General features: G+C 61.0%; 36 protein-coding genes. 6 read left to right on the forward strand and 30 right to left on the reverse strand.

Annotation, left to right across the window (positions count from 1 at the left end; translation table 11 throughout):
- Positions 1-15: 15 nt before the first annotated feature.
- Positions 16-1134, forward strand: coding sequence for a PDDEXK nuclease domain-containing protein (locus tag L21_RS10150; RefSeq protein ID WP_218600643.1), 1119 nt, complete (start codon positions 16-18; stop codon positions 1132-1134).
- Positions 1135-1204: 70 nt separating this feature from the next.
- On the opposite strand, the gene L21_RS10155 is transcribed toward L21_RS10150, so the two are convergent.
- The 9 genes from L21_RS10155 to L21_RS14660 form a co-directional block, all read right to left on the reverse strand.
- Positions 1205-1513, reverse strand: a complete 309-nt coding sequence (locus L21_RS10155; protein WP_256713007.1) for a hypothetical protein — start codon at positions 1511-1513, stop codon at positions 1205-1207.
- 628 nt (positions 1514-2141) lie between these two features.
- Positions 2142-3890 carry a hypothetical protein gene (locus tag L21_RS14450; protein ID WP_074370367.1) on the reverse strand — a complete coding sequence of 583 codons (1749 nt, stop codon included), beginning with the start codon at positions 3888-3890 and terminating at the stop codon, positions 2142-2144.
- A gap of 9 nt (positions 3891-3899) precedes the next feature.
- Complete coding sequence (locus tag L21_RS10175; protein ID WP_074370428.1) at positions 3900-4370, reverse strand: type IV pilin domain-containing protein; 471 nt, start codon at positions 4368-4370, stop codon at positions 3900-3902.
- A gap of 1032 nt (positions 4371-5402) precedes the next feature.
- Positions 5403-5525 (reverse strand): HepT-like ribonuclease domain-containing protein, encoded by a 123-nt coding sequence (locus tag L21_RS10180; RefSeq protein ID WP_256713008.1) that lies wholly within the window; start codon positions 5523-5525, stop codon positions 5403-5405.
- A gap of 53 nt (positions 5526-5578) precedes the next feature.
- Positions 5579-6013 carry a PDDEXK nuclease domain-containing protein gene (locus tag L21_RS10185; protein ID WP_256713009.1) on the reverse strand — a complete coding sequence of 145 codons (435 nt, stop codon included), beginning with the start codon at positions 6011-6013 and terminating at the stop codon, positions 5579-5581.
- 159 nt (positions 6014-6172) lie between these two features.
- Positions 6173-6877 (reverse strand): DUF1016 N-terminal domain-containing protein, encoded by a 705-nt coding sequence (locus tag L21_RS10190; protein WP_083608942.1) that lies wholly within the window; start codon positions 6875-6877, stop codon positions 6173-6175.
- Between the two features lie 417 nt (positions 6878-7294).
- Positions 7295-7555 (reverse strand): type II toxin-antitoxin system RelE family toxin, encoded by a 261-nt coding sequence (locus L21_RS10195; protein ID WP_074370369.1) that lies wholly within the window; start codon positions 7553-7555, stop codon positions 7295-7297.
- On the reverse strand, positions 7552-7788 hold the full coding sequence (locus L21_RS10200) for a DUF7557 family protein (RefSeq protein ID WP_074370370.1): 237 nt from the start codon (positions 7786-7788) through the stop codon (positions 7552-7554). Before L21_RS10200 ends, L21_RS10195 begins: the two co-directional genes overlap by 4 nt.
- Before the next feature lie 261 nt (positions 7789-8049).
- Entirely contained in the window at positions 8050-8610 is a 561-nt protein-coding gene (locus L21_RS14660) for a hypothetical protein (protein WP_256713010.1), read from the reverse strand.
- Positions 8611-8729: 119 nt separating this feature from the next.
- Between L21_RS14660 and L21_RS10215 the strand changes: the two genes are divergently transcribed.
- Positions 8730-8960 (forward strand): DUF7557 family protein, encoded by a 231-nt coding sequence (locus tag L21_RS10215; protein WP_074370430.1) that lies wholly within the window; start codon positions 8730-8732, stop codon positions 8958-8960.
- Positions 8957-9229: a type II toxin-antitoxin system RelE family toxin gene (locus L21_RS10220; RefSeq protein ID WP_074370373.1), complete on the forward strand. Its 273-nt coding sequence runs from the start codon at positions 8957-8959 to the stop codon at positions 9227-9229. The genes L21_RS10215 and L21_RS10220 overlap by 4 nt, the downstream gene beginning before the upstream one ends.
- Positions 9230-9371: 142 nt before the next feature.
- On the opposite strand, the gene L21_RS14460 is transcribed toward L21_RS10220, so the two are convergent.
- The 7 genes from L21_RS14460 to thiD form a co-directional block, all read right to left on the reverse strand.
- Positions 9372-9554 carry a HepT-like ribonuclease domain-containing protein gene (locus L21_RS14460; protein WP_256713011.1) on the reverse strand — a complete coding sequence of 61 codons (183 nt, stop codon included), beginning with the start codon at positions 9552-9554 and terminating at the stop codon, positions 9372-9374.
- Positions 9555-9699: 145 nt separating this feature from the next.
- On the reverse strand, positions 9700-9897 hold the full coding sequence (locus L21_RS10230) for a nucleotidyltransferase family protein (RefSeq protein ID WP_305954481.1): 198 nt from the start codon (positions 9895-9897) through the stop codon (positions 9700-9702).
- A 155-nt stretch (positions 9898-10052) separates the two neighbouring features.
- On the reverse strand, positions 10053-10580 hold the full coding sequence (locus tag L21_RS10235) for a zinc ribbon domain-containing protein (RefSeq protein WP_074370374.1): 528 nt from the start codon (positions 10578-10580) through the stop codon (positions 10053-10055).
- Positions 10581-10695: 115 nt separating this feature from the next.
- Complete coding sequence (locus L21_RS10240; RefSeq protein WP_074370375.1) at positions 10696-11148, reverse strand: hypothetical protein; 453 nt, start codon at positions 11146-11148, stop codon at positions 10696-10698.
- A 1-nt stretch (position 11149) separates the two neighbouring features.
- The gene (locus L21_RS10245) at positions 11150-11437 is read right to left on the reverse strand and encodes a hypothetical protein (RefSeq protein ID WP_083608946.1); all 288 of its coding nucleotides are present in this window, start codon (positions 11435-11437) and stop codon (positions 11150-11152) included.
- Positions 11434-11865: an Lrp/AsnC family transcriptional regulator gene (locus tag L21_RS10250; protein WP_074370376.1), complete on the reverse strand. Its 432-nt coding sequence runs from the start codon at positions 11863-11865 to the stop codon at positions 11434-11436. The genes L21_RS10245 and L21_RS10250 overlap by 4 nt, the downstream gene beginning before the upstream one ends.
- Positions 11866-12064: 199 nt before the next feature.
- Positions 12065-12865 carry a bifunctional hydroxymethylpyrimidine kinase/phosphomethylpyrimidine kinase gene (thiD, locus tag L21_RS10255; RefSeq protein WP_256713012.1) on the reverse strand — a complete coding sequence of 267 codons (801 nt, stop codon included), beginning with the start codon at positions 12863-12865 and terminating at the stop codon, positions 12065-12067.
- Positions 12866-12951: 86 nt separating this feature from the next.
- On the opposite strand from thiD, the gene L21_RS10260 reads away from it, so the two are divergent.
- Positions 12952-14280, forward strand: coding sequence for an AIR synthase-related protein (locus L21_RS10260; protein WP_074370377.1), 1329 nt, complete (start codon positions 12952-12954; stop codon positions 14278-14280).
- 277 nt (positions 14281-14557) lie between these two features.
- Here L21_RS10260 and L21_RS14185 read toward each other — a convergent pair whose 3' ends face one another.
- From L21_RS14185 to L21_RS10330, 14 genes are all read right to left on the reverse strand, one after another.
- Positions 14558-14833, reverse strand: coding sequence for a hypothetical protein (locus tag L21_RS14185; protein WP_074370378.1), 276 nt, complete (start codon positions 14831-14833; stop codon positions 14558-14560).
- Positions 14834-15061: 228 nt separating this feature from the next.
- Positions 15062-15778: a class I SAM-dependent methyltransferase gene (locus L21_RS10270; RefSeq protein WP_074370379.1), complete on the reverse strand. Its 717-nt coding sequence runs from the start codon at positions 15776-15778 to the stop codon at positions 15062-15064.
- The gene (locus L21_RS10275; protein WP_074370380.1) at positions 15753-16763 is read right to left on the reverse strand and encodes an AAA family ATPase; all 1011 of its coding nucleotides are present in this window, start codon (positions 16761-16763) and stop codon (positions 15753-15755) included. Before L21_RS10275 ends, L21_RS10270 begins: the two co-directional genes overlap by 26 nt.
- Positions 16750-17481, reverse strand: a complete 732-nt coding sequence (locus L21_RS10280) for a 4-phosphopantoate--beta-alanine ligase (RefSeq protein ID WP_074370381.1) — start codon at positions 17479-17481, stop codon at positions 16750-16752. Before L21_RS10280 ends, L21_RS10275 begins: the two co-directional genes overlap by 14 nt.
- On the reverse strand, positions 17478-18320 hold the full coding sequence (locus L21_RS10285; protein ID WP_074370382.1) for a pantoate kinase: 843 nt from the start codon (positions 18318-18320) through the stop codon (positions 17478-17480). The genes L21_RS10280 and L21_RS10285 overlap by 4 nt, the downstream gene beginning before the upstream one ends.
- Positions 18302-19432, reverse strand: coding sequence for a bifunctional phosphopantothenoylcysteine decarboxylase/phosphopantothenate--cysteine ligase CoaBC (gene coaBC / locus L21_RS10290; protein ID WP_074370383.1), 1131 nt, complete (start codon positions 19430-19432; stop codon positions 18302-18304). The genes L21_RS10285 and coaBC overlap by 19 nt, the downstream gene beginning before the upstream one ends.
- Positions 19429-20298, reverse strand: a complete 870-nt coding sequence (locus L21_RS10295) for a class I SAM-dependent methyltransferase (protein WP_074370384.1) — start codon at positions 20296-20298, stop codon at positions 19429-19431. The genes coaBC and L21_RS10295 overlap by 4 nt, the downstream gene beginning before the upstream one ends.
- 8 nt (positions 20299-20306) lie before the next feature.
- Positions 20307-21350, reverse strand: coding sequence for a 60S ribosomal export protein NMD3 (locus L21_RS10300; protein ID WP_074370385.1), 1044 nt, complete (start codon positions 21348-21350; stop codon positions 20307-20309).
- A 3-nt stretch (positions 21351-21353) separates the two neighbouring features.
- Positions 21354-21647, reverse strand: coding sequence for a DUF424 domain-containing protein (locus tag L21_RS10305; RefSeq protein WP_074370386.1), 294 nt, complete (start codon positions 21645-21647; stop codon positions 21354-21356).
- Positions 21648-21691: 44 nt separating this feature from the next.
- A complete protein-coding gene (locus tag L21_RS10310) occupies positions 21692-22522 on the reverse strand; it encodes a TatD family hydrolase (protein ID WP_074370387.1) in 831 nt (276 codons plus the stop codon).
- Complete coding sequence (locus tag L21_RS10315) at positions 22494-22847, reverse strand: dihydroneopterin aldolase family protein (protein ID WP_074370388.1); 354 nt, start codon at positions 22845-22847, stop codon at positions 22494-22496. The genes L21_RS10310 and L21_RS10315 overlap by 29 nt, the downstream gene beginning before the upstream one ends.
- A gap of 2 nt (positions 22848-22849) precedes the next feature.
- Entirely contained in the window at positions 22850-23155 is a 306-nt protein-coding gene (locus L21_RS10320) for a type II toxin-antitoxin system HicA family toxin (RefSeq protein ID WP_256713013.1), read from the reverse strand.
- Positions 23156-23371 (reverse strand): type II toxin-antitoxin system HicB family antitoxin, encoded by a 216-nt coding sequence (locus tag L21_RS10325; RefSeq protein WP_074370389.1) that lies wholly within the window; start codon positions 23369-23371, stop codon positions 23156-23158.
- 72 nt (positions 23372-23443) lie between these two features.
- Positions 23444-24028 (reverse strand): DUF4367 domain-containing protein, encoded by a 585-nt coding sequence (locus L21_RS10330; RefSeq protein ID WP_143727275.1) that lies wholly within the window; start codon positions 24026-24028, stop codon positions 23444-23446.
- A 543-nt stretch (positions 24029-24571) separates the two neighbouring features.
- Here L21_RS10330 and L21_RS10335 point away from each other — a divergent pair.
- A complete protein-coding gene (locus L21_RS10335; RefSeq protein WP_074370391.1) occupies positions 24572-25168 on the forward strand; it encodes a nucleotidyltransferase domain-containing protein in 597 nt (198 codons plus the stop codon).
- Positions 25134-25562 (forward strand): HEPN domain-containing protein, encoded by a 429-nt coding sequence (locus L21_RS10340; RefSeq protein WP_143727276.1) that lies wholly within the window; start codon positions 25134-25136, stop codon positions 25560-25562. The genes L21_RS10335 and L21_RS10340 overlap by 35 nt, the downstream gene beginning before the upstream one ends.
- The last annotated feature ends 2 nt before the right edge of the window (positions 25563-25564 follow it).

Below are 25564 nucleotides of genomic sequence, written 5' to 3' on the forward strand. Positions count from 1 at the left end.
AGAGGAGGAGATACATTGGAAAAGCCAGCAGGAAGAACGGCCGGAAGAGAACTGGAAATAGTCATCTCTCCTCTCATCAGGGAGATCCGGGATATCGTCCAGAAAGCCCGCCTGGCCGTAGCACAGAACGTCAACTCGATACAGGTCGTCACCAACTTCGAGATCGGCAGGCGGATCGTCGAACATGAGCAGCAAGGGAAGCCGAAGGCGGGGTATGGGAAACAGACCATGCAGGAGCTTTCACGCCAGCTGACCGAAGAGTTTGGGAGAGGGTTTTCCAAAAGAAATCTTGAGTATATGCGCCGATTTTACCTTGAATACCGTGAGTTGACTCCTCAGACAGTGCCCGACGGGTCCGATACGGCCGTTTCTGCCGGGCAACCAATTGCGCAAACACTGTCTGCGCAATTCACCCCCTGGGTTGCTCTCAGCTGGTCTCACTACGTCTTCCTGATGAACATCGGCCACCGGGAAGAGCGCCGGTTCTACGAGATCGAGGCTCAACAGAACCGCTGGTCGCTCTCGGAACTCAAACGGCAGTTCAACACCGGCCTGTATGAGCGGCTTGCGCTCAGCCGGGACAGGAGCGGTGTGAGAGCCCTCGCCCGCACCGGCCACGTCATTGAGAAGCCACAGGATATGCTCAAAGACCCATATGTTCTTGAATTTCTCGGCCTTGACGAGAAGGTCAGCTACAGAGAGATCGATCTCGAATCGGCCATCATCGACAAACTGGAGACGTTTCTCCTTGAGCTGGGCAAAGGGTTCCTCTTCGAAGCGCGACAGAAGCGGCTTACCTTCGATGCCGACCACTACTTCGTAGACCTCGTCTTCTACAATCGTATCCTCCGGTGTTACGTCCTGATCGACCTCAAAATTGGAAAGATTTCCCACAGCGACCTCGGCCAGATGCAAATGTATGTCAACTACTATGACAGGGAAGTCAAACTCGATGACGAAAACCCGACCGTCGGGATCATCCTGTGCAAAATCAAGAACGACGCACTGGTAGAGCTCACTCTCCCGAAAGACGCCAATGTCTACGCTTCCCGGTATCAGGTCTATCTTCCCTCAAAAGAGGAACTCAAGAAAAGACTGATCGAATGGTCGAAAGACACGCCGGAGACAGAGTGATCGCATGATGATGCTGACCGGGTTCACCAGGGTCGCACGGGGCTGAGATCGAGAGGGGGCAAAAGCCCTCTCAGTCCAGCGCGGGGACGGCGTCGGCCCAGGTCTCGACCCTGCCTTTGATCGCGTCGTCCTGGTAGGACGAGAGCCGGACGGTCTTCCGGGTGAAGGTGACGTAGTAGTCGTCACTGGACGGGTCGTGGCACTTGAGCTGAGCGTAGTAGGACTCGCGGGCGTTGTCGCGCTCGGCCACTCCGCCCATCGCGGTTGCGAAGGTCGCGTTGGCGAGGGCCTCCGCGGCGTTCGCCTCATACGCGGCGATCGAGGGGGACTGCAGGGAGACGGTCCCGACCTTCTTGCCCTCGTCGTTGAGGAAGTTCACTCATCAAGGTGTAGTGCTCGCGGTTCCGGACGATCGGGGCGATGGTCTCGCTGGCTTTGGTCGTATACCCGACGCACCCGAAGGGGTTGTCGTTGATGACGGCCTGGATGAGGTTGGTGAACGCCGTTACGGTGGCAGATCGATGTCGTCATGAGGGACGTCCACAGCGGCAGGCTCTGCTGCCGGCCCCTTGCTGCAGGCGAGGTTGAGCTCACCGGGTGAGGGAAGAGGCTGGGAGGCGGGATGGTGGCGGTGATCGTGAAGGCACTCGGCGGGGGATAACGACAATCCCTTTACCCTTTATTCTTCTCTCTCTATCTCTTCGTCGTCGTCGGGTTCGTCTTCCGTATTCTCATCCTTTGCTTTCAGAACGCGATACAGGCGGCACGATAGGCGCCACCTCTGCCTCTCCTGCAAGGAGTGCGAATTTCCGTATAACGCATAGCCCTTCTGCCGTCTGGCGACAGAATAGATAACTGCAACGATGAGAAGGAGAGCACCACAGGCTCTGAGACCGCGGAGCATTGGAGACTCTTGCCGGAGAATACCGTCGGCGTTTTTAGTGCGTTAGAGCGGCATCCTGCGCCTCCTTTCACCGGCCGGTCAAAAAGGAACTCTCCCACCCCCTTCACAGCGGGAAGATCGCGTACTGGATGTACCAGATGTACTGCACCGCCGGTATCCAGAAGTGATAGCCCTCCCAGCAGCTGGTGGCGAACCGGAAGTCGACGACGAGTTCCCAGGCAAGCGGGAAGAGCATCACCACCGGGACGGCGTAGGCGAGAAGGCGGGGGGAAGCGCGGCGGGCGATGACGGCGACGTAGAGCACCGCGGCACCGGCGAGGAAGAGGTAGGTGAGGGTCGTGATGAACGTTATCTGCCCTGCATGGTTCTGGCCGGCGATGACCTGGAGGATGACGAAGATGAGCGGGAGGTCGATGACCGCGAGCCAGAAGAGGGTCTTGAGGGATTCCCGCACCCCATCGCCGTCGAGGCCGGCGTACTTTAGCGCGTAGACCCCGATGACGAGCATGGGCAGGTAGGCCGGGGAGAGGTAGCGCATGTCGGGGATAATCCCGGGGCTTGCCGGCATCCCGGGGATGGAGCGGGCGTAGGTGAGCACCACCAGGACGGCGGCGAGGGCGAAGAAGGCGAGGAGCCGAGCGTCCCGTGAGTCGATCCCGGTCGATCTCCGGCGGATGATGGCGTAGCCGATTACTCCGGCGAGGAGGAGGGCGAAGAACGAGACCGGCGAGACCTGGAAGAATGCGGCGGCTCCGGCCCTGACCGGCTCGAAGAAGGCGCCGTAGAGGCCGGTGAGGAGGTCGCCGGGCGGCGGGGCGTAGTGCCCGGCGACGGTGCTCAGGAAACCCTGCGGCGCCTTCCCCGCGGCGGAGGCATACCCCGCCGTCCAGGGGAGGACGAGGGGGCTGCCGGAGAGCCCCCAGTTGTTCACGAAGAGCGGGAGGGCGCCGAGCGGGACCCCGACGGCGGCGAGCACGGCCTTCCCGACCTCCCGCCGCCCCTTCGAGGCCGCGACGGCGACCCCGAAGAGGAAGAACCCGGCGGCGAGCGCCGGGCCGAGTTCAGGCCGCGCAAACGCCGTCCACCCGACGGCGATAAACGACCCAAAGAGGTAGAGGATGTTCTCCCGCGAGAGGTAGAGGGTGAAGCAGTAGAGCGCGACGGTGAAGAGGAGGGCGACGAGCGCGTGGTCCTTGGCGTTCCCCGACCAGAAGAGGTACGAGGAGCAGCAGACCGTCGCGGCGAGCCCGAAGAGCCCCCAGAGGTCTGACCCGAGGACTTCGCGGAAGATCAGGAAGGCGACGACGGCGAGGAGGGCGAAGGCAATGCTGTTTGTAAAGACGATTGCGGCGACCTCGGGGTAGACCCCCACGTCGTAGGGGTGCACCCCCCGCACGAACCAGAACGGACGGTAGAGTGCGGCGTTGAGGATCAGGAGTATGCCGGAGGAGATGATCCCGGCCCACGTCCAGGGGACTCCCCGCCAGCGGGCATATCGCGGGAACCAGAACTCGACCATGAGGAGCAGGGCGAGGAGGAGGGCGGACCAGAGGAGGATGACGACGAGGCGGAAGTCGTCGCCGAAGAGCGAGAAGAGGTAGTAGGCCGGGAGCGAGACGATGGGGAGGGCGAGGGTGTAGCAGAGGGTGTCGTGGTGGTTGGCGGCGTAGTCAGCTGCTCCATAGGGCGAGTAGCCGTAGAGGAGGTCGTTTCCGGTGACGAGGTGGTTCAACTGGTCGGCGGTGATCCACTCGTCGGTGAGGTAGAGGAGGGGATAACCGAGCGTCAGGGAGAGAAGGAAGCAGAGAAATGTGATGAATAGCGTTTTCTTTAAAAAAAGGGGATTGTTCATGGAAGGTGCTTACACGTAAGTGTCGAGCACGACATTCTCAGAGCCGTCGGCGAAGTGACCAACGACAACAACATGGTCTCTCTGCGGGGTGCCCATCTCCTCGATCTTCATCGTTGAACCGACACTGAGGGTTGCACCACTTGCAGGTACGTCGGGTCCAAGGGTTCCACTGGCGCCCTGAGTGTACTCTGTAACTTTCGCAGCTGGTACGGGGTCACCTGCAGCGTTGTGAGTGGCACCTGCCTCAATTGTGATCGCCAGGTACTGCAGAGTTGATGCATCGGCACCACCCTGGTAGGTCAGGGAAATGTCCGGTCCATTCTGACTGGCGGTAACTGCAACCGACTTCGTCGTCTGCACGTTCCCGGTCATTCCAAACACAAACGCCGCAATAACCGCGGCGAGGATCACCGTGATCGCGACCATCAGGATGACCCCGATGACCGGCGACACTGCTTCTTCATTCTTGAAGTTCATCATACACACCTCTAGACTCCGAGCCCCGATGGGACAGGCAGTCAATAAAATAAACTGATTTTGCAAGATATATAAAGATATTGGAGTGATTCTTTCCAGAATGATTTTATGTCCCTGTCGCCGGTTGTGTGAAAGAATCTTTCATGGAATACATGGTTTGCCGAAAAGAACCAACAGGCTCAGAATGCCGTTTTATGGGTAATACGAATTCATCGGTATGCACATATAAAAAAGGCCCCCTTCCGGCGTGCCGCCCGGGTGCGGCGGGGTGGGGCGGTATGGTGGTTCGAGCGGGCCGGATCCGGGGCGGCGTGCAGCCGCAGCCGTCTCCGGGGAGATGTGCCTGTGCGTCGTGGGGCGGGACGGTGCCCGTGGATCATGCCGGGCATTGATGGATATCGGTAAGACGGGAAACGGTACCCGCTCCCGAACCCCCGGCTAACCCCGTTCACCGGCGAGGAACGTCCCGGATTCCCTGACGGTGATCCCGGAGAGGATCCCCTCATCCGGTCGCTCAGGATAGGTGTCGGTGAAAGCAGACCCCTTCCCGGATCACGGAGACCGGCGGGAAGTGCGCATCCGGCACCACAGGGATATCCAGGGTTTCGACCGGGGCATTCTCCTCTCCCAGTACTTCGCTAAAATGGCTGAGGTAGTCTTCAAGAGGTCGATCCATCGACTTCTCTTCGCGTTCTTCGCGCCTTCGCGTGAGTTGATAGGCGAAGATACCAATACGGTCTCACGCGAAGAACGCGAAGCCGCGAAGCGCGACTGGCCGAAAGGCAGGAACGTGAGCACCATCAGGTGCGAAGTCCGGTTTCCGAGTGCTGTCAACTCCTCGTTTCCGTATTGTACGAGGCCGCACTGCTCAGTCTCGGGTGCCGAAACGAGTGAAGTACTGTCTCCCCGGGACATGGGCATCGCAGTCTCCGGGGGCGGTAGAAGTGGCAGAGGGGCGGGGTCGTCCGCGTTCTTAACGGTAGATGCTGCTCCGGTGCCCCGCCTCGACCATAATCCGGAGCCGCTACTCCAGGGTCAAGGACCCTTCAGCGCCAGCAGGTCATCTTCGACCACGTTCCAGACTGCATCCCGGTCGATCCCGAAATAGTGGTGGATGAGGATGTTCCTCATCCCGATGATGGGAGATGAGCGGATCACCCCGGACGCACAAAGCGATCCCGAACATCATCCGATACGCTCTTATTTCCGTCTCAAACTCCCGAACGGATTTGTTCTTCAATAAAAGCCTGCATTTCATCTTTTCCCGGCAGTTTTAGCAGATACCTGGAGACGAAGAGATTGTTGTCCATGCCTGCCAGAGCGTATTCCACCAGCGCCTGATTTTTATGGGTGCAGAGCAGGATACCCACCGGCGGGTTATCTCCTTCAGTCATCATGTTCTCTCTATACCAGCTCACATAGGTGTTAAGTTGGCCAATGTTTTCATGACTGAAACCGTCCAGTTTCATCTCTACCAGTACATGGCATTTAAGAATACGGTGGTAAAAAACCAGGTCCACAAAAAAGTGCTCGTCACCAATGAGTATGCGTTTCTGCCGGGCTTCGAAACAGAATCCGTGGCCTAACTCGAGAAGAAATGCTTCCAACCTTTTGAGGAGTTGACTTTCCAGATGTGATTCGCTCATCACTTCTTCAGGCGAAGTTATCCCAAAACGCTATTGCTGGGAGGGGGACACCCCCTCCCAGACCCTCCCCCAAGTGGCGATATCCAGTGGAAAGCCGTTTCACCCCCCTGGCTCAGGATGTGGCTCAGATGGCGGATACCGGGTAATTAAGGGCTCCGATCAGGGTGTGCCGGAGGTTCGGAGATCTTTTTGGGATGACCTCGGCTTGAGTCCCAGAAATTCGAAAATGTAGGGGTCACGGATAGCCAGATTAGGCTCGGCCTGATCCGCATTCTGCTGTGCCACCTCTGAAAGTTTCTTTTTATCGGTCGAGAGCCCGGAGCGTTCATAATATAGACTGTTAATCTGACGTTTCAACTCGCGCACCGACCAATTACCGCGGATGCACTCGACTTCGTAAAAAGCGCGCCTGGTTTCGTCCTCCAGATTGATGAGTTCCGCGAGATGGGTAAAGGAGAGTCTGGAGATCAATATCTTACCTGCAATGCGGGATTGTGGAGTCGCTGACTCCACAATCAGAGATCCGCTATCCTGGGAGTCAATCCCCGATCCAGCGAAAAGTCTCTGTCGAATCGATGCAATCAGGAACTGCGTCAATTGTGGAGGCAGTGCCTCCACAATCTGTGGATAGGTGAGATAGAACCGCCGATATCGGTACAACTCCCGACGGTCGCAACGTGATATCCCCTGAGCCGTCAGGATTTCTGCAAGCCTGTCCATTAGCCTGTCTCCATAATCCGCACGATCAATGCCGGAACGCTCGTATTCCTCAATGTAGCAACCAATGAGCCAGTTTCTGAGCGTCAGGCTGATATTGACTGCACGACTGGCCTGAGCAACCAGTTCATCATGAACGTGGCGGATAAGACCCTACCAGTCCATCAAAATTGAATGTCTGTTCTTCCGTACTCATCTGTAGTGCCTCATAACCTTAGATCATCCCCTGCAGATGATCGTTGAATCGCATGACGGAGAAGTGCTGCTCTTACGAATCCTCCCATCCCCTCATCTGCTCATATCTGTGTAGGATTACATAATTCATTTGATTAACCAGCCCGGAAGACCGGATAAAACACCGGCAGGATCCCCTCATCCGGTCACGGTTGCTCAGGATATGGACGTTATCGGTGGTGACAAAACAGACCCCTTCCCGGATCATGGGGGCCGGCAGGAAATACGCGTCCGGCACCACAAGGGTATCCAGGGTTTCGACCGGGGCGTTCTCCTCCCCGGGGGCGACAGAAGTGGCGGAGGGCCGGGGGGGCGGGGTCGTCCGCGTTCTTAACGGTAGATGCTGCTCCGGTGCCCCGCCTCCAGTACAAGAATCAGGAGGCGTTCATCCTCGATCGTAAGCACGACCCGGTACTGGCCCACCCTGAGCCGGTAGACGGGAGTCCTGGAAAACCCGGCCAGTTTCCGGACGTGCCGGTAGGGGTTCTCCCGAATCCCGGCGACTGAACGGATGATCCGGCGGGCTGCCTCGGGCGGGAGGTTCTGGAGATCCCGCCGTGCCCGGGCGGTGTAGGTGACCGTATAGGTCATTCCTCTACACCAAACTCCTTTTTGATATCGTCCTCGGAGTAGAGCCGGCCGGCCTTGATGTCCTCCAGGGCTTCCTCGATACCCCGGATGGCCTCCTCCGAGAGGGGCTCGTCGTCGACGGTCATGTCGAGCAGGCGGCCGATAACGTCGTTATAGGACTCCCTGGGGTGCCGTTTCAGGCCCTCCAGGCGGTCTTTGTTCGCCAGTGTGATCCAGACGGTAGTGGCGGACATGTAAATCCCTATAAGTCATTATAGGATATGAAACATGTGATGGGGCAGCGTTAGACTCTCTCCTGTAACGTGAGCTGTGTACTGGCAACCCTGCCTATGCAAGCCGCTACTTCCGGATCAAGGGCAAGAGTTATTCCTTCAGCGCCGGCGGGTCGCGTTCGACCACGTTCCAGGTTCCTGATCGCCTCCCTACCGATTTTTGGACGTGCCGCCCCGCCCCCTTCACCCCCGTAAAATAACTACAACAAAAATCATTATTCCTCAAGTTCCATACTCGTCCCGGGAGTTCACATCATGATCATCCGATTTGAAACGGTCTATGAAGACGGCCGTTGATCTGCTCGCGCAGTCGGACACAGCATCTTCACCGATGGGAGGGACTTTGAAGAACTCCTCAAGAAGATCGAAGAAGCCGTTCTTCTGTATTTCGAGGATGAACTCGAACCGGAAGAAGAGATCACAATCCTGACGCAGACAGAGTTGCAGGTGCATTCCGCTGCCAGAGCTTCCGGTTGTTAGTAGCGCAGATATCGTCAGGATTCTTGAGATGGAAACCGGGTGGAAGACCTGTTCATCCGCCAGAGATTTTTGTCGCTGTATCCCGGCCCGTACTCTGCCATCAATTCTCGCGACAATGTCGAGACTATTTTTCTCCCGTAGGCGGCACGCTGTTCCCCCGGGGCATCCCTCAGGATTCGGCCGCCGATATGTCGGTACAGCAGGACCGGCTCGACATTCACCGCAGTCGCGGTGCGGCTCTTTGCCGTGCAGATCTGGTCCGGCGATATGGTGTATGTGGCGCCGGATCCACGAAGGGTTCACCGGAATCCACGCAGAAGTATGCATGGACCGGAACGTTCCGGATAGCCTCCGCGATCGCCGGGGCGCTCTGTGTAATGTGACCCAAAATCCTTATACCTCTCATGAACCTATGGTTTATCATGTCCACGACGATCCAGATTCAACCGGAGACCAAGTCCCGCCTGGACGCCCTGAAAGTTCACCCTCAGGAGAGTGATGACGAGACGCTCAACCGCATCATGGACGTATTATTCGATCCGGAACCGCTCTCCGAAGAGACGCTGCAGCGTATCGAAGAAGGGCTTGCAGACATGCGGTCCGGTCGCTGCCGCTCGCTTGAGGAGATCGCTCAGGAACTGGGCCTGGAATGATCTGGCGGATCGAATTCACCCGCGGAGCGGAACGTGATCTGAAACATCTCCCGAAATCTGATGGAAAACGGATCAAAGACGAATTAACCTCTCTCGCAGAAGAACCGTTTCCCCGTTTACATGTCAAAAAACTGAAAGGACACCAGAGTAGCCCGCTGTATTCTCATCGTGTGGGGCCGTACCGGATCATTCTCGCCATCGAGAACGGGGTGATGACCATAACCGTGATCGAGGTCGGAAACCGGAGTAACGTCTATCGGAAGTATTGATGTGTCGCGAAAACTGCGAAACGAATAGATCAATCCCAACTCATGAGCCGGCACGCGACACCAGTGCGGTCCCCTGCTTAATATTGTAGGGGTGGCAGAAGAGCGTGGCGGTGGGAGCCAGGAACCTTCTCCTCAATGGGTCCTATTCCCGAATCCGGGATAGAAGTTGTTCTTTCAACATCGGGAGATCGTGTTCGGCCACGTTCCAGACCGCATCCCGGTCGATCCCGAAGTAGTGGTGGATAAGAACGTTCCTCATCCCGATGATGTCCGACCAAGGGATACCCGGGTTTGCGGCCCTGAACTCCGGAGAGATCCCTCGCACCGCTTCCCCGACGATCTGGAGGTGGTGGATGACCCAAGACGCTGTGCCATTTCGCCATTGTAGAAGTGCTCACGGCCCCGCACCGACACCCGTTCAATCCGCTCGATGGCTTCGATAATATCCAGTAACCGTTCGCGATCGTCTCTCATAAGGGCCGCGCTTCCCGTATCACCCTTGAGCGGTTCCGCTCCCGGAGTCCCGCTTCGGTCACGACGTCGACCGGGCGATCGAGCAGGAGGGATAGATCCATGGCAAGGCCCCCCACATCAAGAAGACTCCGATCGGGGTCAAGGTCGATCAGGATATCGATATCGCTGTCTGCCCGGGCCTCGTTCCGTGCCACGGATCCGAAAACCCGGACGTTCTTTGCACCCTCCGGTGTGCGAGGGCGAGGATCTCGTCCCGTTTCTGGATGAGAAGGGTGTGGATGTCGGTTCCCGGTTTCATGTCCTGTAATAGCTACACTAATATCGGATATATAGATGTCATCCTGCCCCCTTACTCCCGCCACCTCGGCAGCGTCGAGAGGTACTGGCCGACCATCTCCTTCGCCTTCTCAAGCGGCATCCCGAGGTTCTCGGCCATCATCGGCGCGTACTGCTCGACCGCCCCCTCCCGCGTCAGATCGGGTTCCGTGAATCCCCCGTCGCGGTAGCAGTAGGTGCAGTATCTCACCGAGAGCGACCCGTCCGCCTCCGTCCCGGCGTCCTCGTCGCGGGCAAGGGGCATCCCGCAGCTCTCGCAGAGCGCGATCTCCCGGCCGGCCCACCGCTTCAGGCACGATATCTGTTCCTTCGTGAACGCTATCGCCTTCTCGGGGGGAATCGCATACATCTGCGCCATCATCCCCCCGCCAAGTTTCGCCATCTCATCGATGGTGATATCGGGCGCCGTGAACGCCCCTTCCTGGTAGCAGTAGGTGCAGTAATCCTTCGAGAGTGCGCCGTCCGCTTCCGTCCCGAACTGCTCCTTCTCGCTCATCGGCATCCCGCAGCTCTGGCACGTACGTGTCCCGTCCGTCTTCATACAATCTCCTTGTAAATAAGCAAGCCGACCGCACGGGAGATAAAGATTTGCAAAAACGCTCGTGAAAAGATGCGGCTGCACTCGCCGGCTCCCCGGCCGAAGAACGAGCCGCCGCCTACCCGTTTCGGGGCGGGAACCGGATCGTCATCCTGCCGCCGCCGCCGTGCTCGAGCACCGCGTCGCGCTGGAGCGCCCGGGCGTAGCCCTCAAGGTAGGGCTCGGCCACCCGGACGTCCGCGAAGGCTTCCCGGACCGCCGTTGCCGCGCCGTCGATCGCGATAGCCACGCCACCGTCGGCGGCGTCCGAGGACTCGCAGGGGATCCCCCACGTCAGGAGGAGCCCCTCCATCAGGGTTGGGGGATTGAGCTGCTCCTCAGCGTGAGTGAGGAGTTCCGTTCCGTTCTCTTCGCCGAGCCGCCTGGCGATGGCGGCGATCCGCTCCGTGAGCCCGGCCGGGGCGTCCGCAAGGAGTTTCTGCACGAGCGATCCGGTGACGTCGTGCCGCTGCAGCGACCGTGCCACCTTGATCAGCTGCCAGTCCCGGGCAAACGAAGTACCGGTGCGCATATTACCCTCTCAGGATACCGTAAGCCATCACGCAGAGGCCGAGGATCACCACGATGCGGGAGAAGATCGCCGACCAGGCGACGATGAAGGCATCGGGCGTGAAGATGCTCACGAGATCGGCGAACGTGATCCCTACCACCAGCGTAAACAGCCCGTAGATGAAGAGAAGCAGGGTAGGCTGCCTCACGATCCGGTAGGCATTGAAGATGATGCCGATGAGGAGCGCTCCCAAAAGAAGCGTCACGATCGCAAGCATCTGCTGTATGGTCTCAACTTCCATTCCGTTCATGTCTGTTCCTTGACCTTCCTCACCGAGATGATCGTCTGGATATCCCTCACTCCCGGAAGGCCGGAGAGGGGGACGAGCACGCTCCGTTTCAGCTCGGATATGTTCTGCACCCGGACCTTGACGAAGAAGTCGCCGGGCTCAAGAACCTCGTAGAGTTCAAGGATGCTCGGGAGACTCCGCATAAACTCTTCGACCTCCGGTTTCCCGTCGGGGTGAACCCTGACGTTCAGAAAAGCGACCAGAGTATGCTCGAAGCACTTCTGGTTGATGACGATCGTGAACCGCTCGAGGATACCGGCGTTCTTCAGCTTCTCGATCCGTTTAAAGACCGTCGACGGCGCGATACCCAGCATTGAGCCGAGTTCTGCCATAGACATTCGCCCGTCTTTCTGCAGTTCCCGAAGGATCGCGTCGTCGATCTCATCCATTCATACAGTAGTTACAAGTTTTTATTAATAACAATTCCGCATTTGTTTTTATAATCTGAGTGGATTGTTTTTCGTTTCTACCGTATAATGAGGAGTATCTGGGAGTTTTGTCGGGGCTTCGCCAGGTGATTAAATGCATGTTTCCCCGGGGAAGGAGGAAACAAAATTCAGATGATCTCGGTAATGTGGAAATATCGTTTCAAACCCTGTAAAAGGTTGTTCCTCCCGGATTGACGATCCTGACCGGCCCGGATCCTCCCGCTGCTTCCCGGATGGCCGTATCGATGAACCCCCTTGCCGCGCGGAACCCCTCCTCCACGGGCATCCCCCGGGCAAGGCAGGCAGCGAGCGCCGCCGAGAAGCAGCATCCCGACCCGTGTACCGAGTAGGGGTATCGCTCCCCGGAGAGCTGTAACCCACCGTCCCGGTCGACCAGGATATCGACCGCTGCACCGCCGGTGAGATGTCCGCCCTTCACCACCACGGCACGGGCGCCGAGGTCGAGGATCCGTTGCCCGGCGTCAGCCATCTCCTCGACGGTCGTGACCCGCATCCGGCTGAGCACCTCCGCCTCCGGGATGTTCGGGGTGACGACCGCCGCCCGGGGGATGAGGAGTTCCGCGAGGTCCCTGACGGCATTCTCCGCAAGCAGCCGGTGGCCCGACGTCGAGATCATCACTGGATCGATCACGAGCGCGGCATCCTCCGGCAGGGTCTTTGCGACCGCACGGACGTTTGCGGCGTTCCCGAGCATCCCGGTCTTCCACGCCCCTATCGAGAAACCGTCGGCGACCGCCTCCATCTGCGCCCGGACCGCGTCGGGCGGGAGCATCCAGGTCCCCCGCACCTCGCGGGTGTTCTGGGCCGTCACCGCCGTAACGACCGTCAGTCCATAGACCCCGAGCGCCGTGAACGTCTTCAAGTCCGCCTGGATGCCTGCCCCTCCCCCCGAGTCCGAACCGGCGATGGAGCAGGCGGCGATCATCTCTCCACCCGTCATCCATCAGGTGTCGCCCGGGATCTGCTTGAATCTTTGCCTCTCCTGCGCCACTCCCTTTATCTCGTTCTGCACCGACCACTCTTACAATGGATGTAGAAGAGATCAGCCGCCGGCACCTCGCCGCCGGCACCCCTGACGACGAGATCGTGCGCCTTCTCTCCCGGGATATCCTCTCGATCAAGCACCACCGCGTAACACCCGCATACGCCGAGGCATTTGCCCGGGCGGTCGTTGCCGAAGCGAAGAACTCGACCGGGCTCTCCGGCGACCTCTTCGCGTTCGAGCCCTCCGGTTCGACGATGGGCGAGTTCGGCGTCGGTTCACGAGGGTCGGGCGACTTCTTCGCCCACCGGCAGCTCGCCCGGATCATCGGCCGGACGGAGGCAGCGGTCGGCGTCGACGAGATGGACGATGCCGGCGCCGTCCGTGCCGGCGGAGACTACATCATCACCACCGTCGACGGGATGCACTCCCGCCTCTCCGACTTCCCCTTCCTCGCCGGATTCCACGTCACCCGGGCGACGCTCCGTGACGTCTACGTCATGGGCGCAAAACCCGTCGCGCTCCTCTCCGATATCCACGTCGCCGACGACGGCGACGTTGCGAAGATATTCGACTACACGGCAGGCGTCTCCGCCGTCGGCGAGGCGATGGGCGTCCCGCTCGTCACCGGCTCCACCCTCCGCATCGGCGGGGACATGGTGCTCGGCTCCCGGATGACCGGGTGCGTCGGCGCCGTCGGTGTCGCGAACCACCTCACCGCGAGGAAGCAGATCGCCCCCGGCGACGTCCTCCTCATGACCGAGGGGGCAGGCGGCGGGACGATCGCCACCGCCGCGATCTACTCCGGGTTCCCCGAGGTCGTCGAGGAGACGATCAACCTTCACTTCCTCAAGGCCTGCGAGGCGCTGCTTGCGAGCAGTGTCCTCAATAGCATCCACGCCATGACCGACGTCACGAACGGCGGGCTCCGGGGCGACGCCTACGAGATGGCCGAGACCGCCGGCTGCCGGATCGTCGTCGTCGAGGACGACCTCCGTACCCTTGTCCGGCCGAAGGTGCTTGAGATGCTCGACGCGCTCGAGATCGACTACCTCGGTGTCTCGCTCGATGCCCTCCTGGTCGTCGCGCCGCCGGAGGTTGCGCCGGAGATCCGGCGGGTCGTCGAGTCCGCGGGCGTCGCGATGAAAGAGGTCGGCTACGTCGAGGAAGGAGCGCCCGAGTCCGTCCTCTCGGTCGGCGGCGAGATCCGGGACTTCACCCCCCGGTTCCGGGAGTCGGCATACACCCCGGTGAAGAAGGTCGTGGACGAAGACAAACGGGACTTCGAGGAGATGAAGGTCGGGGTCGAGCGGGCGGCGGAGGCGGCGCTCGCGAAGAAGGAGCGGATCCTCTCCCGGCTCCGGTCTTCGTGAGGAGGTCGGGAGGTCATCTCAAAAAGATCTCTGAATCTTCGGTATACCTGAATCGGAGCCCTAAATTCTCAGGTGTCCACCATTCTGAACAAGAAGGGTGAACGGCTTTCCATTGGATATCGCCGTTCGGGGGAGGGTCCGGGAGGGGGTGTCCCCCTCCCGGTAACAGCGTTTTGGGACAACTTCCCCCACAACGTTACGCATCTGAACGTGACTCCCGGTCTGCCGAAGAAAAGAAGATCCAGGTTTTTCGAGGACTTCGATCGTCTTGAAACCACTAACAACCGGGTGCCGCGGCAATGATCTCGGCCTTGAATTCGAAATTTGACAGGATCGGGCTCTCCTGTTCGGGTGTCTCTGATGTATACCTGGTTACAATGGTGATCCGTTCTCCCGCTTCGAGCTCTTCCGCGTAATGGAGCGACGTTGCTTCCAGGATATTGTTGATGAGGTCTCCGACGCTCTTACCCCGGGCATAGATGGCAATTTCAGGTGCATGTGCGCTGGCGCTCCACCATCCTTCGGCATACGTTACTTCAAATGCGACCAGCACGACGTTGCACCTCTGTATGACCGTGATGTTGGTTTTTCCAGAGATAAGATTAATGGGATACGGTTGTCGCACAACGGCATGCAACCTTCCTGCTATCGTCCACGCTAAAGTACGGTCTCAACGTGCGGCCGGGTCGCTATGCCCCCACCTCCAGTTGGAACGGGGGGACACCCCGGCTGCGGCAACTGGCCTGTTCGGGGGCCGGTCTGCCGCAGGGTAAGGCGTAACCTAATCTTTTGGTTTCTTCCCCGCCGCACAGACGTTATACGCCAGGTACGGCAGTTTCTCCTCGATGATCGGCTCCACCTTCCGTGCAAGGTTGAAGACCGGGTCGGCGAGGTTCAAGTGTGCAAACGAGCATCGGCCGACCGAGACATCCTCGAACCCGGCCTCGCGGAAGAGCGAGGCGATCTCGGCGTTGGTGTAGTAGTGCTCGTCGAAGTCCCCGACGCCCACCTTCTTCAGACCGACCTTCTCCCCCATCTGGTAGACGACGGGAACGATGCTCGTAAAGACCGTCCGTGAGAGGGTGCAGACAGCGATCCGACCACCGGGCTTCAGGACCCGGTAGCACTCCCGGAGCATCCCCTCCGGGTCGGGAACGTAACTGAAGGCGAGCAGGCTTGCAAGGGCGTCGAACGTGCCGTCCCGGAACGGGAGGACGTCGGCCGTACCGACGCAGAACCCGCTCTCCGGGCACCGCTGCCGCCCGTGCCTGACCATTCCCGGGCTGATATCGAGCCCCACCGCCCGGCCGCCCTCCTCGACGTAGCGTTGCACGAAGAGTCCGGTTCCGCATCCGACGTCGAGAAGGAACCCATCTTTCGGGAGCTCCCGCATCACGTGGTCGGAGATGTGCCCGTGATAATATTTCCCGCGGCTGCCGTCGTAACGCTCGTCGTAGATATCCGCGACCTCGTCATAATGCTGTTGTACTTTCTTCACTGAACACCTCCCGGGCGATCCGGGCAAGCAGTGCATTGATCTGCACGAAATCGTTTGCGTTGTGGGTGAGCCGGAGATCCGCATCGGCGAGCGCGACGGCAAGGGCCGGATGGTTGTACTCGCGCCTGACCGCCTGCCGGAGTTCGCCGACGACCTCCCGCGCCGAGAGACCGTACTCGATCATCAGCGACTCGGCGATCCGGCGGGCGGCGCCGAAGTTGCCGTCCCGGAGGGCGACGAACGCCGACGTAGCGACGTTCGCGGTCTCGGAACGCGAGATCTCCGCGAGGTCGAAGTCCTTCTCCGCTCTCGCGGCGATCTGCAGGTACATGATCGCACGCCGCAGGTCTCCCTGCGCGGTATACACGATCAGGTCGATGTCGTCGGCCGGAACCGCAGCCCCTTCCGCGGCCAGGATCTCATCGAGCCGGGCCCGGACGAGCGCGCTCTCGATCGGGGCGAAGAAGAGCGGCAGGCAGCGCGACGCGATGGCCGGGATGATCGTCGAGGGGCGGACGGTGACGAAGATGAACCGGCAAGTGGCGCTGTATCGCTCCATCGTCCGACGGAGCGCCTGCTGCGCCTCGAACGTCAGGCCGTGCGCGTCCTCAAAGACCATCAATTTGAAGTCGGCGTCGAGCGGGCGCATCGAGGCGTACCACTTCACGATCTGTTTGAAGTTGACGATCAGGCTCCGGTCCTTGCGGTAGACCATGCTGAACCGCTCGTCCGACTCGAGCGCGCTCCTCCCTCTCCCGAGAAGGTCGGTCGCGCTGAAGACGGTCGTGTTCGCCTTCCAGTTCTCGCCGTAGAGCCTTCGCGCAAGGCACTCGACGGCCGCGGTCTTCCCGGTGCCGTGCGGGCCGGAGATGAGCATGTGGGGCACGCTCCCCGAATCCGCGAACGCCGTTATGTGGCGAACGACCTCGTCCTGTCCGATGATATCGTCGCACCGCTTCGGGCGGTAGACCTCACTCCAGAGCATGGGCCAGTCTCTCTCTCATCTCATCTATTGCCGCCCGAAGGAGATAGGTATTGTCCAGTGAGGCGATCAGTCGTTCGGCCTCGCCGGGCTCGAGGGAGGCGCACGCCGCGGTGATCGCGGGGAGGGCGCGGGTCACCTCGTCGACGATCGTCAGCGTCGCCGTGCGGGAGGTCCGGGAGAGCGGGTTCAAGTCGATCGTGATGACCGCCTTCCCCATCTCCCGGAGCGCGGCGCACCGGTCCCCGTCCTCGAGCGGCACGAGTACCACGTCGGCGTCCCCGATACCCTCCGGGAGCGAGAGCGCCCGGTCGTGGGAGAGCGGGACGATCCGCTCCGGCGTTCCCGTGAGGACACGGGCGCCGTGCTCCGTAAGGAGCCGATTGATCCGCTCGATCCGCTCCTCTGTCCGGTGGAAGAGGTTCACCTCGACGTCCGCGCCGCTCGCCCGCTGGAGCGCTGCGATCTCCGCCGCCGCAAGCGCCGCGGTGTTGCCGTTCACCGATATCACCGCGTGCCGGGCGGAGAGCAGCATCGCCGCAGCCGTCCGGGCGGCGAGGGCGGCGCTTTCGATCGTCTTCTCGCCGATCAGGTAGTCGAACGCTTCTCCGCGCCCGTGGGCGGCGAGCCCTTCCGGTGCGACGATACCCTCGCGGGCGCACCGGGCAATCCGTTCGCGGGCGACAAGAGAACGGTAGCGTGGATGGTCTTTCGGAATCATGGTTTCACCTCGATCAGGTATGCGCCGTTGCGGGCGACGCGGAGGGTGTAGACCTCCCCGAACGGAGAGAGCACCTGCTCCGCAGTCTCACCGCAGGCAAAGACGCCGTTCCCGAGCATTGTCATGCTCGCCGGGACCCTCTCGGCGTCGCAGGCGTCGAGCACCCGCCGGACCTCCGGCGCAATAAGCCCGCTCTTCTCGGCGAACCCCCGCGAGAGGTGGCAGAAGTCGGGGAGGTCACGGGGGCAGCGGTCCGGGTATGCGGCGGCTATCCGTGCCATCGCCCCGGGAGACGAGAGGACCGAAGCGGTCGGGAGCGGACCGAGGCTCACGGCATAGAGGGGCTCTTGTGGGTAGATGCGGGTGATCTCCGCGTGGATCCCCGGCCCCTTCCGGCAGACGACCCCGCCGGATCTGCTCGCGGCGACATCCCCGAGCCCGGTGCGGTGGAGAACCTCGGCCTCGTGCGCCCGTGCGGCCACCTCGTTCTCGGAGAGGTCGAGGTCGAAGAGATGGTTTACGGCCGTGAGCGTCGCAAGCAGCGCCGCCGCCGAGAGGCCGAACCCGGCGCCGATGGGGAGCCGGCACTCCGTCGTGACGCGGGCTGCGACCCCCAGCCGTTCGAGGGCGTACTCGACCGGCGGCGACCCGGCGCTCGCGTGACCCTGCCGGATGACCCGGACGCTTGTTTCGCGGGCGGGTTCGACCGTCGAGCGCACCCCTTCACTGATGACCACGCCGGCCCCGACGCTCCCGGTCTTCTCCGGGCCGGCCCCCTCGACGCGCTTGAAGTAGCCGGATATATGCCCGGGTGAGAACGCTATAGCAGTCCGGACCATATCGCCCTGGCGACCTCCTCTTTGCTCCCGGAGACGTCGGTGACGCTATCTGCCGTCACGATCCGGAACGATCCCTCCTCCGCGCCCATCGTCGGGGGAGCGTTCACGACGACCATCCGCACACCCCCTTCAAGCATCGCTCTCGCCCGCTCCTCCTCATCCCAGCCCAGTTTGAACGCCACCGTCACGGGGCTGCATGCCGCCATCACCTCGTCGATGACCTTCGGGAGGGGCTCGAGCCGGACGGTCAGGGGCGAACCGCTCGGGATCTTCCCTTCGTGCCGTTCAGGGGCGAAGTCCGATATCGCGGCCGCGCTGACGTAGATGTCGACTCCGGTGTCGCGGCAGACCGAGAGAACAGCACCCCGCATCTCCGCGGCGGTCGTCGCACGGATGTTTCGGACGCAGGGGATCGACCCCGCGTGCACCACCGTCACCTCCGCCCCGAGCCGGAAGGCCTCGAGTGCGAGCGCTCTTCCCATCCGCCCGGTCGAGCGGGTGGTGAGAACCCGGACGTCGTCGAGGGGCTCCGCGCACGCCCCGCTCGTGACGAGCACCCGTCTCCCCGCGAGCGGCCGGCCCGAGACCGCCCGTTCGGCGTGGAGAACGATCGTATCGGTATCGGCGATCTTCGCCTTCCCTTCCTCGATCCGGGGGTCGACGACGTCGATCTCCCAGGAGCGGAGTCGCTGGAGGTTCTCCGCAACCCCCGGGTGGCGGTACATGCTCTCGTGCATCGCCGGCACGACTACCACCGGCATCCCCCGACCGAGCGCCGTCGTCGCGAAGGTGGTCACCGGAGTATCGTCGATCCCGCAGGCGATCTTGCCGATGGTGTTCGCCGTAGCGGGCGCAATGAGAAGGAGATCCGCCTCTCCGCCCTCCCCGCAGTAGAGGACGTGCTCCACCATACCGGTGATCGCCGTGATCGCCGGCCGCCCCGTTGCGTAGGTCAGGGCGTCGGGGTGGACGATCCCGGCCGCCGCCCCCGTCATCACCGCCTGCACCGTCGCGCCCCGGCGGCGCAGGGCGTGGGCGAGTTTCACTGTCTCGACGGCTGCGATGCTCCCCGTCACGGCAAGCACCACCGTCTTTCCCGAAAGCGTCTTCACGATATCGTCACATCCTGCACCATATGCCACGCGTGCGGGCCGTACTTCTTCACCCGGCGAGAGGTCACCGCCGCCGAAAAGCCGGCTTCGTCCACCCGTTCCCGGATCGTCTCGCCCGCGTCCCCGATGCTGTGGACGTGGAGCACGCTTCCCGCCCGGACGTGGGCGAGGGCGTCGGCGAGCATCGAGGGGGCGTCGAAATGCCCCATCAGGACCCGGTCGTAGACCCCGGAGAGGAGTTCCCGGCAGTCGCCGAGTTCGCCCGAGGCTCTGTCCGCGACGTGGTTTGCCATAATGTTACGTTGCAGGTATTCAAAGGCTATTGGGTTGATCTCCATCGCGTGGACCCGTCCACCGCTCATGGCCGCCGGTATGGTGAAGTAGCCGATCCCGGCAAACATATCGGCGATCCGCTCGCCGGGCCGGACGAGAGCGGCGATCCTCGCCTTCTCGTCGCGGTTTCCCTGCGAAAACATCACCTTCGTCGGGTCGAGGAAGAACGTGCAGCCCTGCTCGCGGTGCCGCACCTCGCCTGCGCTCCCGTAGAGGATCTCAGTCTCCGGGACGCGCATCTCACTCAAAAATCCCTTCACCCGGACGACGCCCCGGGGACGGCAGTGCTCCACGATCGCCCTGAGTTCCTCCTCCGTCGGCGCGTCGCCGTGGAGCACCGCGACGTCGCCGATGAGGTGGTAGCCCCGGCCCCGGTAGGTCTCCCGCTCGGGAAGATCCGTATCGGCAGAATAGCCCTCCCTGACCGGAACCCAGGCGATGCCGCCCTCGACATACGGCCGGCGGGAGGTGTCCACCCACTCCGCGTCCGCGATATCGGCAAGGGCGGCCGCCGGCACCTTCCGTGCACGCATGGCAGGACTCACCCGACGATGACCAGCCGGTCCTGCTCCTCGTCGCGAAGCACCCGGATCGGCTGCCCCTCCACCGGGAACGTCCAGGGGACCGTATTGAGTTCCCGTGTCCGGTAGGTTCTCGGGTCCATCAGCCCCACGACGCCCGGCTGCGTGAAGACGACGAGCGCGGACTCGGCCTCGCGCACGTTCCCGATGAGGCGCTCGACCTCGGCCTCGGTGAGCGTCCGGGCAACGCCGGCCGCGAGATCGAAGACCCGGAGGCGCTGTCCGTCGATCTCGCGCACCTCGAAGTAGTTGCCGCGGGATACCACCACGTCGCCTTTCTGGTAGAACGGCAGCCGGATGGAGTAGGTGACCCGATAGAGCGCTTTTCCGTCCTTCTCGCCGACCAGTTTCGGGTGGGTCGTGAACCGCCCGCCGAGCGCCCCCGTGATCGCCCTCGCGATATCCTGGCCGAGGTGCTGCGTCCCGACGGTGATATCGACGCCGTCCTTTGCGTCCTCGAGATCCGATATGAACGAGAATCGGTCGCCCGACTGCTGGAGCGACTCTTCGGCCTGCTGTGCAAGGCTCGCGGCGACCTCGCGCTCGTAGGCGTTGATCTTCCTGCCCGTAGCCCGCACCTGGACGATCCCCTCGTAGTAGCCCCCGGAGATGCGGCTGCACCGGTCGCAGGACTCCTTCTGCCAGCGGATCTCGGTTTCGCAGGTCTCCCGGACCGGGACACCATAGAGAGCAGCCTCCACTTCGACGGTGCAGGCCGTCCTGTTCGACGCGATATCTTCGGACCGGACGGCGATCCGGATATCCTTCGCATCCTCGTGGATGCTGACCGCCGATACAGCCAGTTCGGTGACGAGGTCAACGTGGGGCATCTGCAGGTCGGACCAGGTCTTGCCGCGTTTCTGCGACTCGCAGACCGGACAGTAGACGGTGGTCACGTAAGGCTCGCAGGTCAGCAGCCGCACATCCGCCGCCCGGCACTCCGGGCAGACTCCTTCCTCGCTCGGCTTCCCGCAGCGGGGACAGATGCTCGTCTGGATGGTCATGGTTCAGATCCTGAATATCTGGGCGTGCGGCACGTCGCCGATCATGATGCAGTCTTCCTCGGCGATGAGGCCCATGGCGACGGCGAGGGCTACGACGCGCTTCCCGATGATATTAACGTTCTCTGCAGTCGCGAGAGCACCCCGGACGTCTTCTTCGCCGGTACGCTCTGTACCGTAAAATCCTCCGGTGATGCAGACCTCGACGTCGCCGTGCATCAGGGTGGCGTCCATGAGTTCAGCGTCACAGGCAGCCACCACCTCACCGGCGCCCGGTATGCGGTGCACTTTTAAGTACATCACATACCGTTTGACGCGAGCCGTCAAAAAGGTGCGCAGTTCCGTTAAGGAAGCGCGATATCCACGCCGTAGGTGCGCGACGGTGTCTCCACATGGATGCGCCAGGCGTCCTCTTCGGTGATGAGCCCTTCTTCCAGGTACCGGCGCGTGAACCGCGGCACCGACTTCGGCCCGATGACCGCGCCGGGCCGGGAGTTCTCGTCCATGTAGTCGCTCTCCATCGTGAACAGGCGGCCCGACCGGGCAAGCGCGGGGATCTCCTCGTGCCGCGCGATGAATGAGGGCGTGAGGGGTGTGTCGGGCGTCGCGAAGTGCTTCACGACCCGCTCGACCGGGATGCCCGCCCGCCGTGCCATATCGACGACGTCGGTACAGGGACCGCTCTCGGCGTGGAGCTGGACGGCGCAGCCGCAGTCGGCCCCGAGTTCGAGCGCGTGGTAGAGGACGGCGTTCGAGGCCGCGAACACCTCCGGCGCGACCTCGTAGTGGGGACGGCCGCTCTTGAGGGCGACGGCCCTGCCTTCTTTGACGTAGCAGGCGGCGAGGTCGAGCCCGGCCGTCATCACGCCGGCGGCCTCGTCCAGGGTCATCCGTGCGGTAAGACGGTTCATCTCCGCCGGGTGGACGCCGAGGACCGGGTAGACGACGAGCCCGGTCTCCCGGACCATCTCCGCCACATGGAGTGTTCTATCAAAGACCTCCCGGTAGTCTTCTCCAGCGGACGGCTCGACCCCGAACGACCAGGAGGGTTTCGCGACCAGGAAGATATGCGTCCCTCCGCTGCGGCGAAAGTCCTTCGCGGCCTCGATCCCCCGGCCGTTGTTCGGGTCGATGTGGATATGGTCGTCAGTGATCGGTATCGCGGGGAGCTTCATGGAACTCGACGATCTCCATCATGGGGTAGTCGTCCTCGAGGCGCAGCCGGGCGCGGCAGACGGCCGTCCCGACCTCGGTCGTGATCTCGGCGTCGAACATCTTCCCGGCAAGTTCCGAGTAGCCGAACCGGTTCGAGACCATCATGTCGCGGTTCAGCCGGACAGTGATCTCCGTCACGTAGGGCTGGAGGCCGACGGCCTGCTCGATGGCGGTCTCAACGGCGCCGGCGGTCTCGCGCGCGATGGGGGTCCCGACGAACTGGTGGTAGAGGGCGCCGAGTTTGATCCCGGCCTCAAACGCCGCTCTCTCGCGGTCGGTGATCATGGTTAGTAGGTTTGGGGGTATGGGAGTAAGAAGGTGCGCCCCCGGGGGAGGTGAGAAAGAAGAGGTTCTGTTTTACACGCGCTCATAAACACGCAGGAACTCTTCTCGAGAGATACCTGCCTGCGTGCAATGGTTCGGAGGGTCGGGCCTTTGAGTTTGGGGTGGTTCGGCATCGTGAGCGGCGTCGTTGTGCCGTCCGGATTGCTGCGGATAAGCGCGATATGGTTGCCCGTCCTGACGACCTGAAAACCGAGCGCTTCCAGCGTTTTCAGCACCTTCCGCTGGGGCGCGTCGTGCGGGAACTTCATCTATACGGCAACTTCGGCGACGATGGTCTCCATAATATCGTTGTTCTCGAACGCATCGTTCCCGAAGGTCTCTATGTGGAACTGTATGGCAGATTTCACCTCGGCAAGCGCCTCTTCGTAGGTATCCCCCTCTGCAACGACGACACCCTTCAGACCCAGGGGGTAGGCGACATAGCCGTCAGGATGTTTCTCGACGATGATTTTTAAGGTCTTCATGGGCTCATCTCTCCTCTATTCGATCAGAATGGGGGCGGTCAGTGGGGTATTCGACCTGTCCAGCGATATACTTTAGCAAACGATCGACCGCGCCACCCGGATCAACTCTTCGCGGTCGAGCGACCCGCGCACTTGATACGTAGCGTTCCCGGCCGCTGTCCAGACGATCAGGTGTTCCTCTTTGGTCTCGTAGATCCGTCCCGCATATCCCCTGATATCAACGGGTTTTGGTTCGCTGTTAACAATCTGATCTTTTGCATAGGGGTTGTACCCGTAGTTGCTCCAGGTGATTTCGAGCAGCGTCATATCGGTAGTCCACGATGCGTTCTGCATCGTATCGTTACGTGCGTAGCGCAGGGTCTCGCCGATCGTCGTGTAGTGGCCGTAGGACTCGTTCCAGGCGGTGGATATCAGGAGGCCGTAGAGGGTATACTCTCCGGGGATGTATGACGGCGGGGAGAAACTCGTGTATTCGGCGGGGTCCTCCCACGCCTCGATCCTGATGAAGGCTGAATCTCTGAGTGACGGTGCATTATCGGGGGGAAGTTCGGTTATGGGCGACGGCGTAACCTCTGCGGGATCGACAGTCACGGGCTCGATGCACCCCGCGGTGAGGAGAATAAACGAGAGTATGACCATGATATAATGGGGCTTCACGTGATTTTTCCTCCTACAACACCCCTCCCGAGGCAAACGAGGTTCAACCTTATGTACGTGGAATGCGAACCATGCTCTCGCCTTCGGACAGTGGGGGATTCATCCGGCCGTGGAGGGATGGATGAACCTTCGCCGTTCTGCGAGCGCGTTTTGGGCATCCGCACAAGGAGATAGACGCAGATCTATATAGCATTTCTCTCACAATCATCTACACGTCCGGGGGCTGTTCGTGAAAGTGAGCCGGCGGATCCCCCCTGGGGCGGAGAGTGGAGGAGACGGGCTGTTCTCACGGCGAGGCAGGCTATGCGGGTTATGATAGCCTTCGGCAGACAATCCGAATCGTCGGGACAGGTCATTAACATCCTGCCTGGAAGCCTATGACCTGCCACCCGCGATGTGCCCGTACGGGTTATCTGTAACCGACCGCCGAGCCCGTTCTCACGAACTCCGTATGCCGCATCCTGGTTACATAACATACTCAGTAGAGTACAATAAGTAATCAATAGATTACTTTTTATAATCAACCGGCGACACTCTTCCTGTATGCTCGAGGCTCTCATATCCTCAGAGACGAGAGTGAAGGTACTCACCCTGTTCCTCTTAAACCCCGATAAGGAGTATTACATCCGCCAGGTCGAGCGGCTGGTCGGGAAGAACTACGCTCTTGTCCGAAAGGAACTCGCGCACCTCGAAGAGTTCGGCCTGCTGAGATCGGAGACAAAGGGGAATCAGACATACTACACTGCCGACCAAAATTTTTTCCTCTACCCCGAGTTGCAGAGACTGGTTCTTAAGACAGAAGGCGTCGCCCGGGTTCTCAAAGAGCAACTTGACGAACTCGGCGATCTCGAGTGCATATTCATCTACGGTTCGTTCGCCTCCGGAACGGCAGGCGCAAAGAGCGACATTGATCTCTTCATCGTCGGGGAGGTCGATGAGAGCCGCCTGATCCCTCTGATAAACGAGAGCGAGAGAACCCTGCAAAGGGAGATCAATTATACGCTGGTGAAGAAAGAAGAATTACGGGAACGCATCGACAGGGCCGATCCGTTCGTCACCAATGTTCTGAGTAAACCAAAAGTCATGATCCTGGGTGAGGGTTGCTGTGGTCAAACGCCTGGAGATGGAAGGGAAGATTGAGAGGATACCCATCGATCAGAGCACCGTCAGGGAGGCGATCGATATTGCGGAACGGGATCTCCATGCCGCCGAGATGAACCTTGAGATCAGCAACGAATGGGCGTATAACATCTCCTACAACGCCGCCCTCTCGGCGGGAAGGGCACTGATCTTCTCCAGGGGTTATCGGCCGAAGGGCGGCGAAGGGCACGTTTCAGTAAAGGAGTTCCTGAAGTTCTACCTCACCCCGGATGAGGTTGCCGCCTTTGACCGGATGCGGAGGAAACGGCATGCGGCCACGTACGATCACAGTTCTGTCGTCACCCGTACCGATGCAGAAGGCGCCCTTGCCACGGCAAGATTTCTGGTGAGCAAGATAAAAAAGATCCTTACAGATGATGGTTTTGTCTCTTAACT

This window comes from Methanoculleus chikugoensis, from assembly GCF_900095385.1.
Taxonomy (GTDB): domain Archaea; phylum Halobacteriota; class Methanomicrobia; order Methanomicrobiales; family Methanoculleaceae; genus Methanoculleus; species Methanoculleus chikugoensis_A.

What these genes read in the sequence shown, in the direction of transcription:
- L21_RS14450 (WP_074370367.1), bottom strand. Translation starts at nt 3,890, where the DNA reads ATGAACAATCCCCTTTTTTTAAAGAAAACGCTATTCATCACATTTCTC.
- L21_RS10175 (WP_074370428.1), bottom strand. Translation starts at nt 4,370, where the DNA reads ATGATGAACTTCAAGAATGAAGAAGCAGTGTCGCCGGTCATCGGGGTC.
- L21_RS10185 (WP_256713009.1), bottom strand. Translation starts at nt 6,013, where the DNA reads ATGAGCGAATCACATCTGGAAAGTCAACTCCTCAAAAGGTTGGAAGCA.
- L21_RS10195 (WP_074370369.1), bottom strand. Translation starts at nt 7,555, where the DNA reads ATGACCTATACGGTCACCTACACCGCCCGGGCACGGCGGGATCTCCAG.
- L21_RS10200 (WP_074370370.1), bottom strand. Translation starts at nt 7,788, where the DNA reads ATGTCCGCCACTACCGTCTGGATCACACTGGCGAACAAAGACCGCCTG.
- L21_RS10215 (WP_074370430.1), top strand. Translation starts at nt 8,730, where the DNA reads ATGTCCACGACGATCCAGATTCAACCGGAGACCAAGTCCCGCCTGGAC.
- L21_RS10220 (WP_074370373.1), top strand. Translation starts at nt 8,957, where the DNA reads ATGATCTGGCGGATCGAATTCACCCGCGGAGCGGAACGTGATCTGAAA.
- L21_RS10235 (WP_074370374.1), bottom strand. Translation starts at nt 10,580, where the DNA reads ATGAAGACGGACGGGACACGTACGTGCCAGAGCTGCGGGATGCCGATG.
- L21_RS10240 (WP_074370375.1), bottom strand. Translation starts at nt 11,148, where the DNA reads ATGCGCACCGGTACTTCGTTTGCCCGGGACTGGCAGCTGATCAAGGTG.
- L21_RS10245 (WP_083608946.1), bottom strand. Translation starts at nt 11,437, where the DNA reads ATGAACGGAATGGAAGTTGAGACCATACAGCAGATGCTTGCGATCGTG.
- L21_RS10250 (WP_074370376.1), bottom strand. Translation starts at nt 11,865, where the DNA reads ATGGATGAGATCGACGACGCGATCCTTCGGGAACTGCAGAAAGACGGG.
- thiD (WP_256713012.1), bottom strand. Translation starts at nt 12,865, where the DNA reads ATGACGGGTGGAGAGATGATCGCCGCCTGCTCCATCGCCGGTTCGGAC.
- L21_RS10260 (WP_074370377.1), top strand. Translation starts at nt 12,952, where the DNA reads ATGGATGTAGAAGAGATCAGCCGCCGGCACCTCGCCGCCGGCACCCCT.
- L21_RS10275 (WP_074370380.1), bottom strand. Translation starts at nt 16,763, where the DNA reads ATGCTCTGGAGTGAGGTCTACCGCCCGAAGCGGTGCGACGATATCATC.
- L21_RS10280 (WP_074370381.1), bottom strand. Translation starts at nt 17,481, where the DNA reads ATGATTCCGAAAGACCATCCACGCTACCGTTCTCTTGTCGCCCGCGAA.
- L21_RS10285 (WP_074370382.1), bottom strand. Translation starts at nt 18,320, where the DNA reads ATGGTCCGGACTGCTATAGCGTTCTCACCCGGGCATATATCCGGCTAC.
- L21_RS10295 (WP_074370384.1), bottom strand. Translation starts at nt 20,298, where the DNA reads ATGCGTGCACGGAAGGTGCCGGCGGCCGCCCTTGCCGATATCGCGGAC.
- L21_RS10300 (WP_074370385.1), bottom strand. Translation starts at nt 21,350, where the DNA reads ATGACCATCCAGACGAGCATCTGTCCCCGCTGCGGGAAGCCGAGCGAG.
- L21_RS10305 (WP_074370386.1), bottom strand. Translation starts at nt 21,647, where the DNA reads ATGTACTTAAAAGTGCACCGCATACCGGGCGCCGGTGAGGTGGTGGCT.
- L21_RS10310 (WP_074370387.1), bottom strand. Translation starts at nt 22,522, where the DNA reads ATGAAGCTCCCCGCGATACCGATCACTGACGACCATATCCACATCGAC.
- L21_RS10315 (WP_074370388.1), bottom strand. Translation starts at nt 22,847, where the DNA reads ATGATCACCGACCGCGAGAGAGCGGCGTTTGAGGCCGGGATCAAACTC.
- L21_RS10320 (WP_256713013.1), bottom strand. Translation starts at nt 23,155, where the DNA reads ATGAAGTTCCCGCACGACGCGCCCCAGCGGAAGGTGCTGAAAACGCTG.
- L21_RS10325 (WP_074370389.1), bottom strand. Translation starts at nt 23,371, where the DNA reads ATGAAGACCTTAAAAATCATCGTCGAGAAACATCCTGACGGCTATGTC.
- L21_RS10335 (WP_074370391.1), top strand. Translation starts at nt 24,572, where the DNA reads ATGCTCGAGGCTCTCATATCCTCAGAGACGAGAGTGAAGGTACTCACC.